Source organism: Campylobacter curvus, assembly GCF_013372125.1.
In the GTDB taxonomy this organism is placed as follows: Bacteria; Campylobacterota; Campylobacteria; order Campylobacterales; family Campylobacteraceae; genus Campylobacter_A; species Campylobacter_A curvus.
In genome coordinates, this window is record NZ_CP053826.1 from 1,571,406 (window position 1) to 1,587,463 (window position 16,058).

The 16,058-nt window shown below is 45.8% G+C and carries 16 protein-coding genes; 1 reads left to right on the plus strand and 15 read right to left on the minus strand.

Annotation, left to right across the window (positions count from 1 at the left end):
- Position 1: 1 nt before the first annotated feature.
- The 8 genes from CCVT_RS07740 to CCVT_RS07775 all read right to left on the minus strand — a co-directional run bounded on the left by CCVT_RS07740 (position 2) and on the right by CCVT_RS07775 (position 7,450).
- Complete coding sequence (locus CCVT_RS07740; RefSeq protein WP_018136064.1) at positions 2-871, minus strand: hypothetical protein; 870 nt, start codon at positions 869-871, stop codon at positions 2-4.
- Positions 868-1,185 (minus strand): flagellar motor switch protein FliN, encoded by a 318-nt coding sequence (gene fliN / locus CCVT_RS07745; RefSeq protein WP_018136063.1) that lies wholly within the window; start codon positions 1,183-1,185, stop codon positions 868-870. Before fliN ends, CCVT_RS07740 begins: the two co-directional genes overlap by 4 nt.
- Positions 1,182-1,601, minus strand: a complete 420-nt coding sequence (locus CCVT_RS07750; RefSeq protein ID WP_018136062.1) for a chemotaxis protein CheX — start codon at positions 1,599-1,601, stop codon at positions 1,182-1,184. The genes fliN and CCVT_RS07750 overlap by 4 nt, the downstream gene beginning before the upstream one ends.
- Positions 1,602-1,678: 77 nt before the next feature.
- Positions 1,679-2,428 carry a tryptophan synthase subunit alpha gene (trpA, locus tag CCVT_RS07755; protein WP_018136061.1) on the minus strand — a complete coding sequence of 250 codons (750 nt, stop codon included), beginning with the start codon at positions 2,426-2,428 and terminating at the stop codon, positions 1,679-1,681.
- Positions 2,421-3,602 carry a tryptophan synthase subunit beta gene (gene trpB / locus CCVT_RS07760; protein ID WP_026175409.1) on the minus strand — a complete coding sequence of 394 codons (1,182 nt, stop codon included), beginning with the start codon at positions 3,600-3,602 and terminating at the stop codon, positions 2,421-2,423. The genes trpA and trpB overlap by 8 nt, the downstream gene beginning before the upstream one ends.
- A 246-nt stretch (positions 3,603-3,848) precedes the next feature.
- The gene (locus CCVT_RS07765; protein WP_018136060.1) at positions 3,849-4,469 is read right to left on the minus strand and encodes a phosphoribosylanthranilate isomerase; all 621 of its coding nucleotides are present in this window, start codon (positions 4,467-4,469) and stop codon (positions 3,849-3,851) included.
- Between the two features lie 2 nt (positions 4,470-4,471).
- A complete protein-coding gene (gene trpD / locus CCVT_RS07770) occupies positions 4,472-6,079 on the minus strand; it encodes an anthranilate phosphoribosyltransferase (protein ID WP_018136059.1) in 1,608 nt (535 codons plus the stop codon).
- 81 nt (positions 6,080-6,160) lie between these two features.
- A complete protein-coding gene (locus tag CCVT_RS07775; RefSeq protein ID WP_018136058.1) occupies positions 6,161-7,450 on the minus strand; it encodes an anthranilate synthase component I family protein in 1,290 nt (429 codons plus the stop codon).
- A 134-nt stretch (positions 7,451-7,584) separates the two neighbouring features.
- Between CCVT_RS07775 and CCVT_RS07780 the strand changes: the two genes are divergently transcribed.
- Positions 7,585-8,325: a sulfite exporter TauE/SafE family protein gene (locus CCVT_RS07780; RefSeq protein ID WP_018136057.1), complete on the plus strand. Its 741-nt coding sequence runs from the start codon at positions 7,585-7,587 to the stop codon at positions 8,323-8,325.
- Between the two features lie 22 nt (positions 8,326-8,347).
- On the opposite strand, the gene CCVT_RS07785 is transcribed toward CCVT_RS07780, so the two are convergent.
- The 7 genes from CCVT_RS07785 to CCVT_RS07815 all read right to left on the minus strand — a co-directional run bounded on the left by CCVT_RS07785 (position 8,348) and on the right by CCVT_RS07815 (position 16,009).
- Positions 8,348-9,817, minus strand: coding sequence for a class I SAM-dependent methyltransferase (locus CCVT_RS07785; RefSeq protein WP_018136056.1), 1,470 nt, complete (start codon positions 9,815-9,817; stop codon positions 8,348-8,350).
- Positions 9,814-10,914 (minus strand): DNA adenine methylase, encoded by a 1,101-nt coding sequence (locus CCVT_RS07790; protein ID WP_026175408.1) that lies wholly within the window; start codon positions 10,912-10,914, stop codon positions 9,814-9,816. Before CCVT_RS07790 ends, CCVT_RS07785 begins: the two co-directional genes overlap by 4 nt.
- Position 10,915: 1 nt before the next feature.
- Entirely contained in the window at positions 10,916-11,995 is a 1,080-nt protein-coding gene (gene serC, locus CCVT_RS07795; RefSeq protein WP_009650830.1) for a phosphoserine transaminase, read from the minus strand.
- A gap of 11 nt (positions 11,996-12,006) precedes the next feature.
- Positions 12,007-13,170, minus strand: a complete 1,164-nt coding sequence (gene xseA, locus CCVT_RS07800) for an exodeoxyribonuclease VII large subunit (protein WP_018136054.1) — start codon at positions 13,168-13,170, stop codon at positions 12,007-12,009.
- Between the two features lie 34 nt (positions 13,171-13,204).
- Entirely contained in the window at positions 13,205-13,948 is a 744-nt protein-coding gene (gene ubiE, locus CCVT_RS07805; protein ID WP_018136053.1) for a bifunctional demethylmenaquinone methyltransferase/2-methoxy-6-polyprenyl-1,4-benzoquinol methylase UbiE, read from the minus strand.
- A gap of 15 nt (positions 13,949-13,963) precedes the next feature.
- A complete protein-coding gene (locus CCVT_RS07810) occupies positions 13,964-15,373 on the minus strand; it encodes a CYTH and CHAD domain-containing protein (protein WP_018136052.1) in 1,410 nt (469 codons plus the stop codon).
- A gap of 225 nt (positions 15,374-15,598) precedes the next feature.
- Positions 15,599-16,009 carry a Fur family transcriptional regulator gene (locus CCVT_RS07815; protein WP_011992670.1) on the minus strand — a complete coding sequence of 137 codons (411 nt, stop codon included), beginning with the start codon at positions 16,007-16,009 and terminating at the stop codon, positions 15,599-15,601.
- Between the last annotated feature and the right edge of the window lie 49 nt (positions 16,010-16,058).

Below are 16,058 nucleotides of genomic sequence, written 5' to 3' on the forward strand. Positions count from 1 at the left end.
CCTAGTTCATGCTCATTTTATCTTTGTAGTTGTTGAGGCTGTTTTGGCGCTCTTGTAAAAATGCGCCCAGTTTCTTTTTATTTTCCTCGAAAAACGCCGTGAAGTCCTGCTCGTTTTGTATCTTGTCCTCACCAAAGCTATCAAGCATCACGTTTGAGCTACCTACGAGCACCAAATAGCGCCTATTTTCGTAGCTTAGAAGCATGAGTTTGTTCACGCGATCGAGCGGTTTTTCATAGATTACGTTTACGTCGTTGTTTTGATTTTTTAGTAGCCAGTTTATAGATTTCGTGCTGTTTGGCTCGCTACTTTTTGCATTTGCAAAGCCGCTAAATTCGCTCTTGCTGACCATGATCTTTTTAAATATGAACAAAAATATCAAAAGCGCTAGCAAAACGCCAAGCACGATGAAATATCTCGCATCGACGATAGGCTCGGGCTCGCTTTGCAGCGCTTGAGTCGGTGGCTCGATCTTTGCGCTGGCTTGTGGCATATTTGCGACCTGTGAGGCTGTATTTTTAGGGCTTACTCGTATGCGAAGTCCGAATCCATCGGTCGTTTTAGAGGCGTTTACGATGATAGCATCTTGAGATTTTAGGTTTAGGATCAGTGAATTTTGCTTTGGTTCGATGTCTAGCTCTTGAACGATTTTAGAATTTATATTCTTATTGACGCTTTGCTCGTAGCTTAGAGAATTTAAGATGAGCGAAGTCGTGTTCTTCTCGCGTTTTTGAAAGATATTGCCCTCATAAGGTGCGTCAAAACTAAGCATTATATCTACGCGGTCCGTACGCTCATAGATGTTATAGGTAAGCAAATTTGAGGCAAATATCGGTAGCATCGTACTCAAAAATAATAAAATAAATCTCATAAAAGCTCTTTTTTAAAGTATTGTATGACTGATTTAGAGTCTAAAATTTCATTGATCCTTATGGCTAAATTTTTCTCATAGACCATCACTTCGCCCTTACCGAAAATTCTATTGTTTATATAAAGCTCGACGCTCTCGCCGGCCGGTTTTTCAAGGTCGATGACCGAACCCGCTTCAAATTTCAAAAGCTCGTTTATGCTGATCGTGGTCGTGCCAAGCTCGGCGATGAAGTCCACGCTGATATCCATCAGCTCGTCATAACTCTTAAAAAGTCCCAGCTGTTCTAAAGTCTCTATCGCGCCGTCTTCGTTCATACTCTGTTATAGCCTATTTGAAATGTTCGATTTTTCATTTTATACACAAATTTTTCTTCAAGTTTGATGCGAAACACATCGACTTCGCCTAAAAATTCCGGCGTCCCGAGCTTATATGCATTGTTTTCACGCTCATTTAGCAGGTTTTTGGCTTTGCCGATGATTTGATTTGCTATCTCCTTGCAAAGATCGTCCAAATCGCCTCCGTCGATATCGCTATGACCAAAAAACGCCTCCATGAAAAGCTTTAGCGTATCTTTTTTGAAAAACAGATAAAAGTGGTATTCGCTTTTGCCCTTATAAACGGGTATGCTAGCACCATAGACCCCTTTACCGATGCTCGCACCGCTTTTTACCTCAAACCCCAAAGTGTCCGTGCAAAGATACCTAGTCGCGGCATCTATAACCTCTTTCATGTCCTTCCTTAAAATCCAAAATTAGCTTTTATTATACTTTGCATTTACTAAATTCGCTCTAAAATTTATAAACGTTTTCAAAAAAGCTTGCCTATCTGACTAATGAGCTCGTCTCCACTAAATTTAGCCGTGAGCCTTACGATCTGCGTGCCGATGATCGCACCGTCGGCGTAGGATTTGACTAAATTTGCGTCTTGCGCATTTTTCACGCCAAAGCCCACGGCCACGGGCAGATCGCTTTTTTGCTTTAAGCTAGCGACTAGGCTTTTTAGCCGCTCCTCGCTGGCCCTTTGCGACCCGCTCACGCCGATAGCCCCCAGCGCGTAGATGAAGCCTGAGCCCATGCTTAAAATTTTGTCCGCTCTGCCGGCTGACGTCACGCTGATGAGTGGGATGAGATCAAGCTTAAATTTATCGCACAGCGCTCGCACCTCCTCGCACTCTTCAAAGGGCAGATCGGGGATGATAAAGCCGCTAATGCCGACCTCGCCGGAACGCTTGATAAATTTCTCCACGCCATAAGCAAAGACGATATTGTAATACACCAAAAAAACGATCGGCTTTTTCACGTCCGCCTTGACCTCGTTCAAAATTTCAAAGATCGTATCGGTATTTACGCCCTTTGCCGCGGTCTCAAAGCTCGCCTGGGCGATGAGCTTGCCGTCTGCTAAGGGGTCGGAGTATGGTATGCCAAGCTCCAATAGATCAAGCGAGCTGGCGTCTAAATTTAGCAAAAACTCTTTCGTGTGCTCTAAACTTGGGTAGCCAGCGACTATGTAGCCGATGTTTGCTTTTTTGCCCTCAAATGCGCGCGCGATCTTATCCATAAATTTTTCCTTTCTCGTAGCTCATCACGGTGTTCATGTCCTTGTCACCTCTGCCGGAGACATTTACGACGATCGTTTTTTTGCCGCTTAGCGTCGGGCAGAGCTTCGCTAGATACGCCAGCGCGTGCGAGCTCTCGATCGCCGGGATGATGCCTTCAAGTCGGCTAGTGAGCTTCAAAGCTTCGATACACTCGTCATCCGTCACGCCCTCGTAATGCGCCCTTTTGATGTCGTGTAGGTGCGAGTGCTCCGGGCCGACACCCGGGTAGTCAAGCCCCGCCGAGATACTATGCACGGGGGCGATCATACCGTAGCTATCCTGCAAGACGATGGTTTTCATACCGTGGATGATACCCTCGCGCCCCTTTGTGAGCGTGGCTGCGTGATATGGCGTGTCCGCTCCCAGTCCCGCCGCCTCGACGCCGATCAAATGCACATCCGTATCGTCCAAAAACGCACTGAAAATACCTATCGCGTTACTGCCACCGCCCACGCAGGCGACGATATAGTCGGGCTTTACGTCATATTGGGCCAGCTGCTCTTTGGTCTCGCGCCCGATGACGCTTTGCAGGTCGCGCACGATCTTTGGATACGGGTGCGGGCCGACCGCCGAGCCGATGATGTAAAATGCGCTTTCTATCTCATTTACCCACGCCTGAATCGCCGCCGTGGTCGCTTCTTTGAGCGTTTTTAGCCCCTCTTCGATGCTGATAACGTTTGCGCCAAGTAGCTGCATCCTAAACGCATTTAACTGCTGACGCGCCACATCGGTCGCGCCCATATACACGTCGCACTCTAAGCCCAAAAGTGCCGCCGCAGTCGCGCTCGCCACGCCGTGCTGCCCCGCTCCGGTCTCAGCCAGTACCTTTTTTTTACCCATTTTTTGAGCGAGTAGAGCTTGTCCCAGCGCATTATTGATCTTGTGCGCGCCCGTGTGGTTTAGATCCTCACGCTTTAAATAAATTTCATGCCCATAGTGCGCGCTTAGGCGTTTAGCGTGATATAGCGGGCTTGGGCGACCGACATAGTGCTTTAAAAGATCGTCCAGCTCCGCCTTAAACTCGCTCGTTTTGGCGATTTTTTCATACGCCTCTTCCAGCTCGTTTAACGCAAACATCACGGTTTCGGGTACGAACTGCCCGCCAAATTTTCCAAAATATGCTTTTTTATTCACTTTTTGTCCTTTTTGAATTTGTGTCTTTTAAATGCTTCGCAAGCTTATCTTATTTTTGGCTATTACCAAAACATACATTATATTTTTAGATTTGATACACGCCACAGACGCTGTTTGCGTCCTTAAATGCACTTATTCAAGGGGAGGAAGGGGCTCTACTTACGAAGCGTCTCCCCTTCCTCCCCTTTGACCCCTCTAACCCCACTGCACGTTCAAAGTTGCTGTCGCGTTGCGACAGGTTTAAATTTAATGCTCTGCCAAAGCAATATTTATCAACCCCAAAATCCTCTCTATCTTGCTTGGAATTTTCATCAGATTTTCATCTTCCACGCGAGAGTTTATATCTAAAATTTTAGGCTTAAATTTTATCGCTTCCAGCACGTTATCTTCGCCGATACCGCCAGCCAGCGCGAAGCTAAATGGCTTTACGCCCCTTAAAATTTCCCAGTTAAATTTGACCCCGTTTCCGCCTAAATTTTCGCCTTTACAGTCAAAAAGCGGCAGGTCATAATGCCTAAAATCCAGCTTTGGCAGCTCATCTTTCACACTAAACACCCGCCAAATTTGCACGCCTAAATCCTTTAAATTCGCGTGCAAATTTTCGCTTGGCTCGTCATAAATTTGCGCCGCGTCAAGCCCTGCAAATTCGCAAATTTCCATTATCTCGCACTCGCTTTGTCCGGCAAAGACCCCGACGCAAAGCTTGCCATTTTCGTGCGCTATATGCGCTATCTCGCGAGCCGTTTTCATACCCACTTGGCGCAGGCTTTTTGCAAAGATGACACCTAGAAAATCGACCGCCAAAGCCGCCACGCTTGCCGCCTCGCTAGCCATTTTTATCCCGCAAATTTTAATAAGTGGTCTCAAATTTAGCCCCCGATATACTCTTGAAAATAGCGATAAATTTTACCGCTATTTATCGCGTCTATGATGAGCGGCTTCGCGTCATTTGGCGTCTTGACGATGTCTGCGGTATAGAGCGCAAACATCGCATTTAGCAGCACGATGTCAAATTTCGCCCCGCTCTCCTCGCCTTTTAATATCCGCACTAAAATTTCGGCGTTTTCTTCTGGCGAGCCGCCCTCGATGTCGCCGTGAAATGCGCGCTTGAAGCCAAATTGTTCGGGCGTGATCTTATACTCCAAAATTTTGCCGTCCTTCACCTCGTGTATCAGCGTCTCGTCGCACAGCGCGATCTCGTCCATACCGTCCATGCCATGCACGACGAGCGCATGCTGCCTGCCAAGTCGCAGCAAGGTCTGCGCCATCAGCTCATTGACCTCTTCGAGGTAGTTGCCGGCAAGTTGGTATTTCAGTCCTAAATTTGGATTTAGAAGAGGTCCTAGCATATTAAAGACAGTGCCGATTTTTAGGCGTTCGCGCACCTCTTTGACCTCGGCTGTGATCTTGTGAAAAAGCGGCGCGTGAAAAAACGTCAGCCCTTTTTCGCGTAGCCTTGCGCGGTTTTCCTCGATACTACCGGTAATCGGCACGTTTAAAATTTTTAGCACGTCGCTACTGCCGCTTTGGCTCGTGATCGCCTTGTTTCCGTGCTTTGCGACCTTCACGCCAAGGGCTGCTGCGATGAAAGCGACAGTCGTTGAGATGTTTATCGTTTTTAGCTTATCCCCGCCTGTGCCCACGATGTCGAAGATGTCGCCGCGATCCACGTAAGTCGTCGAGTATTTTAGGATATTTTGCACGAAAGCTGCGAGACTATCGGCGTAGAGGCTCTTTTCGCTAATGAGCACCAAAAGTCCCGCCAGCTGCACGATGTCGCACTCTTTGTCGTTTATCGCGCGGCAGATCACCTCGTAGTCGCTGCTTTCAAGTGGAAAGCCCTTTTGCAGCTTCGTCATAAACGGCGATAAATTCGCCGTTCGCGGCTCTTTTGGTGCAGGTTTTTCCTCTGCGCTCTTTAAATTTATAAAATTTTCGATGATCTTTTTGCCGTATTGCGTGAAGTAGCTCTCGGGGTGAAACTGGATGCCAAAAACGGGTCGGCTGGCCTCGCGAAGTGCCATCACTACGCCATCATCGCTCATCGCAAGCGGCTTTAAATTTGACGGGAGCTCATCCACGTAAAGCGAGTGGTAGCGCATGACTTCAAATTTAGTCGGCAAGCCCGAAAACAAGGGCTCTGCCTCGCTTACCTCGATCATTGAGGTTTTGCCGTGATAGGGCTTTTCTAGCCGCTTTATCGCAGCCCCTGCCACAAGAGCTATCGCCTGATGTCCCAAACAAATACCCAAAATAGGCACGTCAAGGTCGCTTTTTAAAATTTCAAGGCAAACGCCGCTATCCTTTGGATGCTTTGGCCCCGGGCTTAAAATTATCTTGCTAGGGCGCATTTTGCGGATCTCTTCGAGTGTGATCTTGTCGTTTCGCACGCTCAGCACCTCTTCGTTTGTCAGCTCACGCACGTATTGCTCGACGTTGAAGACGAAGCTGTCGTAGTTGTCGATAAGTAATATCAAAATTTCTCCTTTTGGCTCATACCGACTCACGATATTTCGCCTTTAAATCATTTTTATTATTTTTAATCTCTCACATTCGCGCTAAAATTTATCTTGACCTACGATCTGGCTCGCATTATTTTTAAACACATTTACCACGCTCGCACGTTTATGGCAAATTTCGGCGTATTCGCGCTCGCTTTGCGAGTCATACACGATACCTGCGCCAGCCCCTACGAACACGTCGCTATTTCCGTCAGCACGCGGCACAAAGATCGCACTTCTAATCAAGATCGCCATTTGCACGTCGCCGTTAAAATGCAAAAACCCGATACCTCCGCCGTAGATATTTCTAGCACCGGTTTCCAGCTCGCTTATGATCTGCATGGCGCGGATTTTGGGCGTCCCGCTAAGCGTACCGGCAGGAAATACGCTCCTTATCACGTCAAACATGTCAAGCTCCTGCTTTTTCACGCCATAAACCTCGCTTGCGATGTGCATCACGCTCTCGTAATACTGAATATGCATAGGATTTTTCACGACCACGCTTTTTGCATTTGAGACGCGTCCGATGTCGTTGCGGGCGAGGTCGATCAGCATTTTATGCTCGGCGAGCTCCTTTTCGTCGTTTATCAGCTCATTTTTTAGCCTCTCATCATCGTTAGCATCGACGCCGCGAGGTCTCGTGCCAGCGATCGGCGCTACGAAAATTTGAGAATTTTTCATCTCGAAAACGAGCTCAGGAGATGAGCCCACGACATCGCCGTAAGGTGTAGGAAAATGAAACATATAAGGGCTCGGGTTTGCCACGCTTAGCTTTTTATAAAATTCAAAACTATCCATATCAGTGAGGATATGTAGCTGTTTGCCAAGCACGACTTGAAATATATCGCCGCTTTTTAGATACTCTTTTGCAATGCCTACGATGCTTTCAAAGTGTTTCTTTTCTGCCTCTAGGTCGGTTTTTATCTTAAATTTGCTCTGCTTTTTTGGCGTATCGACCGGCTTTAAAGCGAGCAAAAAGTCATAATACCTCGCCGTGTCACCATAAAACGTATAAATTTTACTCATTTTATCAAAGTGCAAATACGCCTTTGCGTCGGCATATATAAATTTTGGAAATTCATACAAAGGCGGCTTTTGCTCGCCTATCTCCTCAAAATACCTCACGCCCTCGTAGGCAAATACGCCAAAAAGTCCACCAAAAGGAGCGATATTTTTGTCACGATTCGTATCAAAATATCCTCTAAGCCCGTTCAGATCGGTATCATCTGCATCTATATACTCACAGTCGATGCCGACGATCGTTTGCGTCTTATCCTCCGCCAGATAGCTATTTTTAAATCTCCGCCTTATCGCCTCGTAGTAAAACAGCGGTTCGTATAAAAGCATGTTCGTCCTAAATTTTGATTTTGCCTATTATAGGCAAAAAAGCCTTTAAATTTTAAAAATTTTCGCCTTGCCTGCGATTTTTACACAAGTTTCAAACTCATTTTGATAAAATTTGACATTTTAAAGGATGGATTATGCTTTTTGTCGGTTTGCTCGTCGTTGGCGTGGTAGTCGGGTTCATCTCGGGATTTTTTGGCATCGGAGGCGGCACGGTCGTGGTTCCCGTGATGCTAGCACTGGGATATGACATAAAATCAGCCGTAGGCATCAGTATCATGCAGATGCTCTTTGGTGCGATCTTTGGCTCGTTCATAAACTATAAAGCCGGTCTTTTAAAGATAGGCAGAGGCGTTTATCTGGGGCTTGGCGGGCTTTTTGGAGCCAGCACGAGCGGCTACATCATAAGCATAGCGCCTGAAATTTTACTAGAAAGCATACTCTTAGCCACTTTCATATTTTCCATCATCAGGCTCTATCTGACGCCGACGAACGAGGCGCAAACGCCAAATGATTCAAAATTCCTACTCTTTTTAGTCGGCTTTTTCGTAGGTGCGATCGCCATTAGCGTAGGCATCGGTGGAGCGGTCTTCATAACGCCTATACTTGTTGGATTTTTGGGATATGATATGAAAAAGGCCATCTCGATGGGCGTATTTTTCGTTATGTTCGCGTCGCTATCGGGGTTTATCTCTATGGCGTATCACGGGCACGTGCAGTATCTTGAGGGCGCATTTTTGGGAGTTGGAGCGCTTGGGGGGGTCTATTTTGGCACGAAAACGACTCACAAAACGGACAAAAAAGCGCTTAAAAAATGGTTTTTGCTGCTTTATGTAGTGATGATCGCATTGATGCTTAAAAAGATGCTTTTAAATTAAAGGCTCTCCCGGAGTCAAACCTCTAAATTTGCTCTAAAAAATACGCTTTGCTAAGCTTATTTTCAAGCTGACTCACAAATTTAAGCGCATTTGGCACACTAAGCTCGCTTGCGATGTCCTCAAGGCTGATTTTCCCGTCAAATTTAAGCGCCACGCTCGCTTCAAGCCTATCAAGCGCGACCTTTAAATTTAGCCCGTCAGCTAGCAATATCACAGGCTCATCGGTCTTTGCAAAATAGCTAAGATAGCCCGCCACGCGAGGCCTTAGCCTGCTCTTACCATCCTGGTATCTCACGCTTTTTAGGGCGTTTGCAGAGATTTTTACATTTTGAGTCGCAAAGACCTCCATGAGCTGCATGAACGTAGTCTGAGCGTCTTGACCCGTGCATTGCAGCAGATCGTCTAAATTTAGACTATCAGGATATGCGTCAACCAGGGCCTTTTGCACTTCGTTTGCAGGATCGCTTAAATTCAGCGCGAAATTTAGCCTGCTAAGCTCTTTCATGCCAAGCTCAATATCAAGATCATCACTGCCATTAAGGCGCTCTTTATGTATCACTAGGCTTTTTCTAAACGAGCGGTTGAGCAAAAAGTCGTTCATCTGCTCCTTTTGTATGCGGCTTGGATAGTTTCTGGCGATATGTGCGTCAAAGCGGTAGATGCCAAGCACACTTCTAAATATATCATCAAGCGAGCAGTCAAGTAGGTAGTAAAGTCCGTTTTGCCCGAGCTTTTTGGCAAATTTATAAAAATATGTCGGGTCGTTACAGATCTCTAAAAAATCATGTAAGACATAATAATCATTGCCTTTTTTTATGATATTTTGCAAGAAATTTAGCTGCGTAGCCAGTAGTTGAGTGCTGTCGCGATAAACCTTGTCCGTAGCGCTTTGAGCGTTAAATTTCAGATAATCTTGCAAGAAATCAAGCTCTCGTTTTGAAATTTCAAGCTTTTTTGCCCCGCTTGTTTGAGAGTCGCTTGCAAAGAGCATGAAATCGCGCAAAACATCAAGGCTCTTCCAGCCTGGATAGATGTTATAAGAGATATAGGCCACGCCGTTTGCGGACAATAGTAGCTTCACTGCGCGCAAAAGCGCCTCTTTGACGCTATCATCTACCCAGCTATAAACGCCGTGAGTGATGATGTAGTCAAATTTCCCAAGCTTTTTCGCCTCGTTTTCATCAAGCTTTAAGATGTCAAGCTCCATGAGGCTGAAATTTCCTATCCCCATATCTTTGGCGATTTTGTTTCCTGTGCTTACTTGAGTGCTTGAGATATCGATGCCAACGACATCAGCGCGCTCGTTGTGAACGGCAAAGGGTAGGATGTTGCCACCATACGAGCAGCCAAACTCAAGTACTCTGGCCTCCGCTGGGGTGGGCGGATTTAGCCCAAGAAACCGGGCTATCGCGTGTATCCTAACAGGCGAACAATCGCTAAAAGCGGCCGAGAAATAAGGTACTTCGTCATAATATTCTTTTACATCGCTCATTTTGATCCGATCTTTTTTAAAATATATAAAAATTCCGTCACGTGCAGGCTTCTGCTGCCTAAATTCCTACTGCCACGAAATGCGTTGTATCTTTGCTCCAAGACCTTGAGCTCGCCGAATTTCGTGAGGTTTCGCTCGAAGCTCTCGCGCTCGATGAAGCCCTCGGAGTTAAACGAGATGATGATAAATTTTGCCTTTAGCTTGCCCACAAGCTCGAAAAAGCTCTGCTCGGCGGCGGATTTTTTATTATACACGGACTTGTTCCAGCCCTTTGCGATGCCAGATACCCTTGAGATGCTCTGCGGACGTTCATTTTTTGCTATCAAATTCAGCATGAAATAATTCGAGCTATAAGGGTGCTGATTGTAAGGAGGATCGAGATACACGACGTCCATTTGCTCTAGCTCGCCCGCCAGGTCGTTCGCGTCTTTTTGACAGACCGCAAAGGGCACGTTGAATTTTGAAAATATCGGCATCGGCAAAGATATGCGCCCCATTATGCGCCCCAGTGCGTTTTTACCCTCGCCGCCAAACTGTCCGATACCGCTTTTGTTTTTATAAAAGCCCTTAAAAACGCCGCTCGTGTTCGCCTTAGTGCTCGCCTCGTATAAAAGCGGAGCGATGAAAAAGCGCCTGATCACTTCTGGTAAATTTTCTATCTGAGCCCTTGCAGTGTCGATATAAAGGGCGTTTTCTTTGGTGTAAAAGACCCTGTCCTCGCGCCTTATATCGTCTTGATCTTTTGGTGCGTAAAGCTCGCTTACAAATCCGCTTTGCGGATTTGATTTTATATTTTCAAGCAAAATTTCATGCCACCTGCCAAGCTCTTTTAGCTTCCTAGCGCTTACGTTTGCGAGGTAGCACTCGTTTGTTATCTTGGAGTAAAGCTCAAGGTCGTTAGCCACCAAAAAGCTAGAGTGGCGCTTTAAAAACCTAGCCACGATGCCAGAGCCCGAAAACAGGTCCACACACCTTAGCTTGTCACGGCCAAGCTCGTCTTTTGCGCACTTAAGACCTTGTTCGATGAAGCCAAGTAGCGCGCGTTTGTTGCCAAGATACGTGAGGATTTGCTTGCTTAGATACTCCTGATTTTCCATCTTAGCCGTTTTTTCTAGCAAATTCTTTCATGAATTGCACTAAAATTTTGACATTTTCTTCGCTCACGGCGTTGTAAATAGACGCGCGGATACCGCCAAGATGTCGGTGTCCTTTCAGGCCTAGCATGCCGGCCTCTTCGGCCTGAGCGACAAATTTGGGCTCGAGCTCGCAGGATGCGGCGATATTAAAGCTCACGTTCATGTCAGAGCGACTATCGAGCCTTGCGTGTCCTTTGTAAAAGCCGCCTGAGCTATCGATAGTATCGTAAATGAGCGCCGCTTTTTTGGCATTTTTCTTTTGTATCTGGCTAAGACCACCTTGATCAAGTAGCCACTGCATCGTTAAATTTAGCAGATATATCCCGAATGTCGGAGGCGTGTTGTAAAGCGATTTGGCCTCGGCGTGTGTTTTATAGCGTAAAAATATCGGTACGTTCGGGCTGCTCGTGCGATCTATCAGATCTTTTCTTATTATCACGATGGTGACTCCGCTAGGACCGGCGTTTTTCTGCGCTCCGCCGTAAAGTAGGCCGATGTTTGAAAAATCAAGCGGCCTAGCGAAAAAATCGCTCGAAGCGTCGATGACTAGGGGAGATTTGGTCTTTGGCAAGGCCTTATACTGCGTGCCGTAGATGGTGTTGTTGCTACAAATGTAGGCAAAATCGGCATCATCGCTAAATTTCACCTCGGGGATCATAGCGAAATTCTCACTCTCGCTGCTTGCCACTATGCTTGGGCTGATGCCTAGAGTCTGCGCCTCTTTTATGGCTTTATTCGTCCAAACGCCCGTATTTGCGTATTCGGCCTTGCCGCCTTGATAGAGGTTCATCGGTATCATCGAAAACTGCAGATGCGCTCCGCCTTGCAAAAATAAAATTTCATACTCTTCGCCGATGCCGTAAAGTGCGCGGATCTTATCCATCGCTCCAAAATGCACCTCTTCAAAAATTTTGCTCCTGTGGCTTATCTCCATTATAGAAAAGCCCTTGTTTTGGTAGTTCGTAAGCTCGCTTTGCGCGTGCTTTAGCACCTCTAAAGGCAGCGCGCTAGGTCCTGCGCTAAAGTTTATTTTCCTATTCATATTCACTCCTTTTATAAAATTTTAGCCGTTTTATGCGTGCTTTGAGATATCAGCCACACCTCATCACCCGCTTTTAACGCCTCAAGTGTTACGTTTTTGCCGTCCGTCCTTACCTCGATGAGATCTTTTGTGCTTTCAAAGAAGATTTCGCGCATCTCATAGGCTTTTTCAAGTGATTTTAGATCAGAGCTCAGCTTTAAAATTTTGCTTGAAATGAGGCTATTTAGCACCGTTTGCTTGTTTTTTATCTCGCTAAATTTTAGCTTTATGCGCGCTTTGATGGCGTTTGTGGAAAATTTCGAGGCTAAAATTTCAAGACGGCTTTTTTTATTTGCGAGTTTAAGACCGATAACGCCTCTAAGCTCGTCTTCGAGCTTATCGATATACTGCAAAAAGGCCTCGCTATCAGGCAAGATGTCAAGCATCGCGGCACTTGGCGTCAGAGCTCTGCGATCAGCCACGAAGTCGCTTATGACGTAGTCTATCTCGTGCCCTATGGCGCTTACTACGGGCGTGGCGGCGTCATATATGGCTCTAGCCAGTCCCTCGTCGTTAAAGCACCACAGATCCTCTCTACTGCCTCCGCCGCGCGCTAAGACTATCACGTCGGCTCCGCTAAGATCGGCCTTTTTAAGCGCTCTAATAAGCGAGCTTGGCGCATTTTCGCCCTGAGTGAGCGCATTAAAGATCAAAATTTTACTGAGCTTCCAGCGCGTCGAGACGACTTTTAGCATGTCTTGTAGCGCCGCGGACGTAGAGGAAGTGATAAGCGCGATACGCTTTGGCAAGCGAGGGATAGGCTTTTTATGGCTTATTTCAAAAAATCCCTCGCGCTCCAAACGCTCCTTTAACTGCCTAAAAGCAAGCTCGAGCTCGCCCTCGCCGTCAGGACGCAACGTCGTAGCTACGAGCTGATACGAGCCGCTTAGCGTATAGAGCGAGACCTTGCCGTAGATCACGACCTTCATCGCGTCTGTCACGTCAAATTTCAGCTTAGCGTTATTCATCTTATACATCACCGCCGAAACGGCCGCTTTTTCGTCCTTTAGCGTGAAATACCAATGCCCCGAGCTATGCTTTGTAAGGCGCGAAATTTCGCCCTTTACCTCGACATAGTCAAATGTCGTCTCAAGCAGGCTTTTGGCCTGTTCGTTAAGCTCGCTGACACTTAGCATGAAACGACCTTTGAGGCTAAATTTTCGCGTATTATCATCGCGCACTCTTGTTCGTATCTAGCGACGCCTCGCGCACCTTTTTAGCGATAAAAAGCGTCGAGATATCCATGCTAAAGCCTTTGCAAAGCTGCATCTCAAAGCCGGCCTCCTCGAGCTCCTCGCAAAAACTTTTGGCGTCCAGGAAATTTTCGATCGAGCTTGGCAGATAGAGGTAGGCCTCTTTGTTTTTTGAGATCGCGCCGCCGATACGAGGCAAAATTTTGCTTAGATAAAAGTCTCTTAGGCTCGTGATCAGCCCTTTTTTAGAGCGTTTGGTAAATTCTAAGACCACGACGTATCCGCCCATTTTTAAAATGCGGTTGAATTCCGCTAACGCTGCCTTTCGCTCGACGACGTTTCGTATGCCGTAGCTGATGCTTAAAATTTCGCCAAACCCGCTCTTTAGCCCGGTCTCATCCGCATAAGCCTCGATAAATTTAAAATTTGGGAATTTTTCTTTGGCCTTGCTTAGCATGCCGCTTGATGGATCTACGCCCACGAGCTCATCGATCTTCACGCCAAATTCCGCGGACATCTGCGACCAAAGCCCCATCATATCGCCCGTACCGCAAGCAACGTCGATGATATTTATGTTTTTGTTCCTAAAAATATTCAGCATGTATTTACACGCGTATTTTCGCCAGCTGACGTCTATGCCAAGGCTCAAGACGCGGTTTGCGATGTCGTAAGTAGGTGCGATCTGGTTGAACATATCGACGATTTTTTCTTGTTTTTGCATAAGTTTTTATGACCTTTAAATATAATAAATTTTTAAATTTCGTGAAATTTTGCGAGTTTGACGGATAAATTTCACCCGTTTTTTCAAGATCTCCTCGCGCAGTTTATAAATTTGCTTGTAAATTTTGTTTTGGATCTTGCTTGAGGGCTCACTTTGAGGGATCTTGTCCAAGATCTCAAGCCAAACGTCGCGGTCTTGAAGCTCGCCAAAGAGCTCTTGCATGAGCTTTAGGCGGTTTTGATATTTTTTAAATCCCACTATCTCAAAAACGCCCGAAAAGCTCTCCAAAACGTATCTGAGACGCTTAAAATCGATGCGGATCTTATGAAAATTTTCGTTCACGCTCTCATCGCTCAAAGCCCAAATTTTACGCTCTATGCTCACTAGCTGCGACCTTATACGATAAGCAGCGAGCCTCGCTAAAGCGGCGTTTGCGAGCTTTGCTTTATAAAAGTCGCTCTCCTCGGCTAAAAATAGCTCCCACTCTCTTAAAAAATCGGTATTCGACTCGTCGTTTAGGTGCTTTTTGACGTTTTCGTGCTCGACATCTCTTGCCTTTGAGACGAGATAAACGAGCTCGTCCGCGTTTTTTTGCGTCTTTAAAAATTCCAAAAACACATCAAGGTCGCGCTTTTTGTTGGTGGAGTTGGCTAAAATTTTAAATTTCTCACTAAAAAAGCCGCTCACCCTCTCGTCAAAAACCCCTTCAAAGCTTTTTAACAAGGAGCGCGTTTTCCTCAAATTTACGCGAAGCTGATGAAGCGCCTCGTCATCACCGCCTTTTAGATATCCGCTTTTATGATCCTCGATGATTTTTAAAATTTTAAAAAACAATACCCGTAGCGCATCGGCGGCTTTGATATTTGGCATGAAATTTAGCTCTATATCGTGCTCTTTTATCACTCTAAACGCGGCATTTGCGTCAAAATTTTCCGCTGCGTTGCCGTGAAGGGCGATATACTTGTTTTTATATCTTTGATCGCAAGTAACGTCGGCCTCAATGAAATTTCGCAGGAATTTCGGTAGGTTGAAATAAACCGCCTCGGCCTCGTCTTTAAACTCTACTTCAAGCGTGCAAAGCCCCTCTTGTGCACCTTTAAAAACATCGATATTGCAAGGGTTGTTGTTTAGTTTAAAAAGATAGCGGTCTTTGTAAATAGGCGCGCCGATGTGGCTTTTAAAGGCGTTTTTGAACTCCTTTTTGTCGCATTCGCACTCGTTTTCCTCACGAACAAGGTCTTTGCCGATCTTGATCGTTTTAATGAATTTCGCGTCTTCGCTTCGGTAGCGAACCTCTTCGTTGTCGGTGATTTTCGTATAAAACTGAAGTATTTCGAGGCGTTTAAAGCTAACGCCCTCGGTGCTTAAAAATTCAAGGATCTGCGAATTTTTAAGCAAAAATTTGCGCTCTATCTCCAAACCCACAGCTATCTCCTGAAATTTTTATATCGGCTCTTTTCTAACTAAGTGTTGATTTTTAAAACTTTAAATATTCTAGCAAAGTCAAATCTTACGAAACGACGCTATCGCCACCGATTTTTCACTTCGCTATCGCTCGTGAAGCAAATAAGATTTGCAAAGCGCTTATTTTAAACCATCAATGCTTTGTTAAAAAGGCTTGTATATTTTATCAGGTTGTGGCTTAAATTGCTATCCGCAGTGTTTGCAACTTTTAACGCTGGCGACCACGTTCAAGCGATCTATTATGTTGCCTAGCTTTCGCTCCAGCGCCTCTTGATATTTGCCAAGCTCGGCATCCTCGTAGCTAAGATCCTCTACATGCCCGCAAGTCTCGCAAACTACGTGGATATGAGGATATTCGTAGATATCGTATCGCGGTTTTTGATTGACGATATTTACCTCGACGACTAGCCCTTCGTCCTTTAAAGTGTTTAAATTTTTATAAACGGTCGCCAAGGAAACGGACGGATTTTCTTTTAAAATTTCGTCATAAAGCTCGTCGATCGTGGGATGCATGTGACGATCTAAGATCCTAAGGACGCTTAGACGCTGCGGTGTGACTTTTAGCCCGGACTGCTTCAATAATGATACGTATTGCATCAATTTTCCTTTTTTTAGGCAAATATTAGCAAATTTAACTTTAAACGTT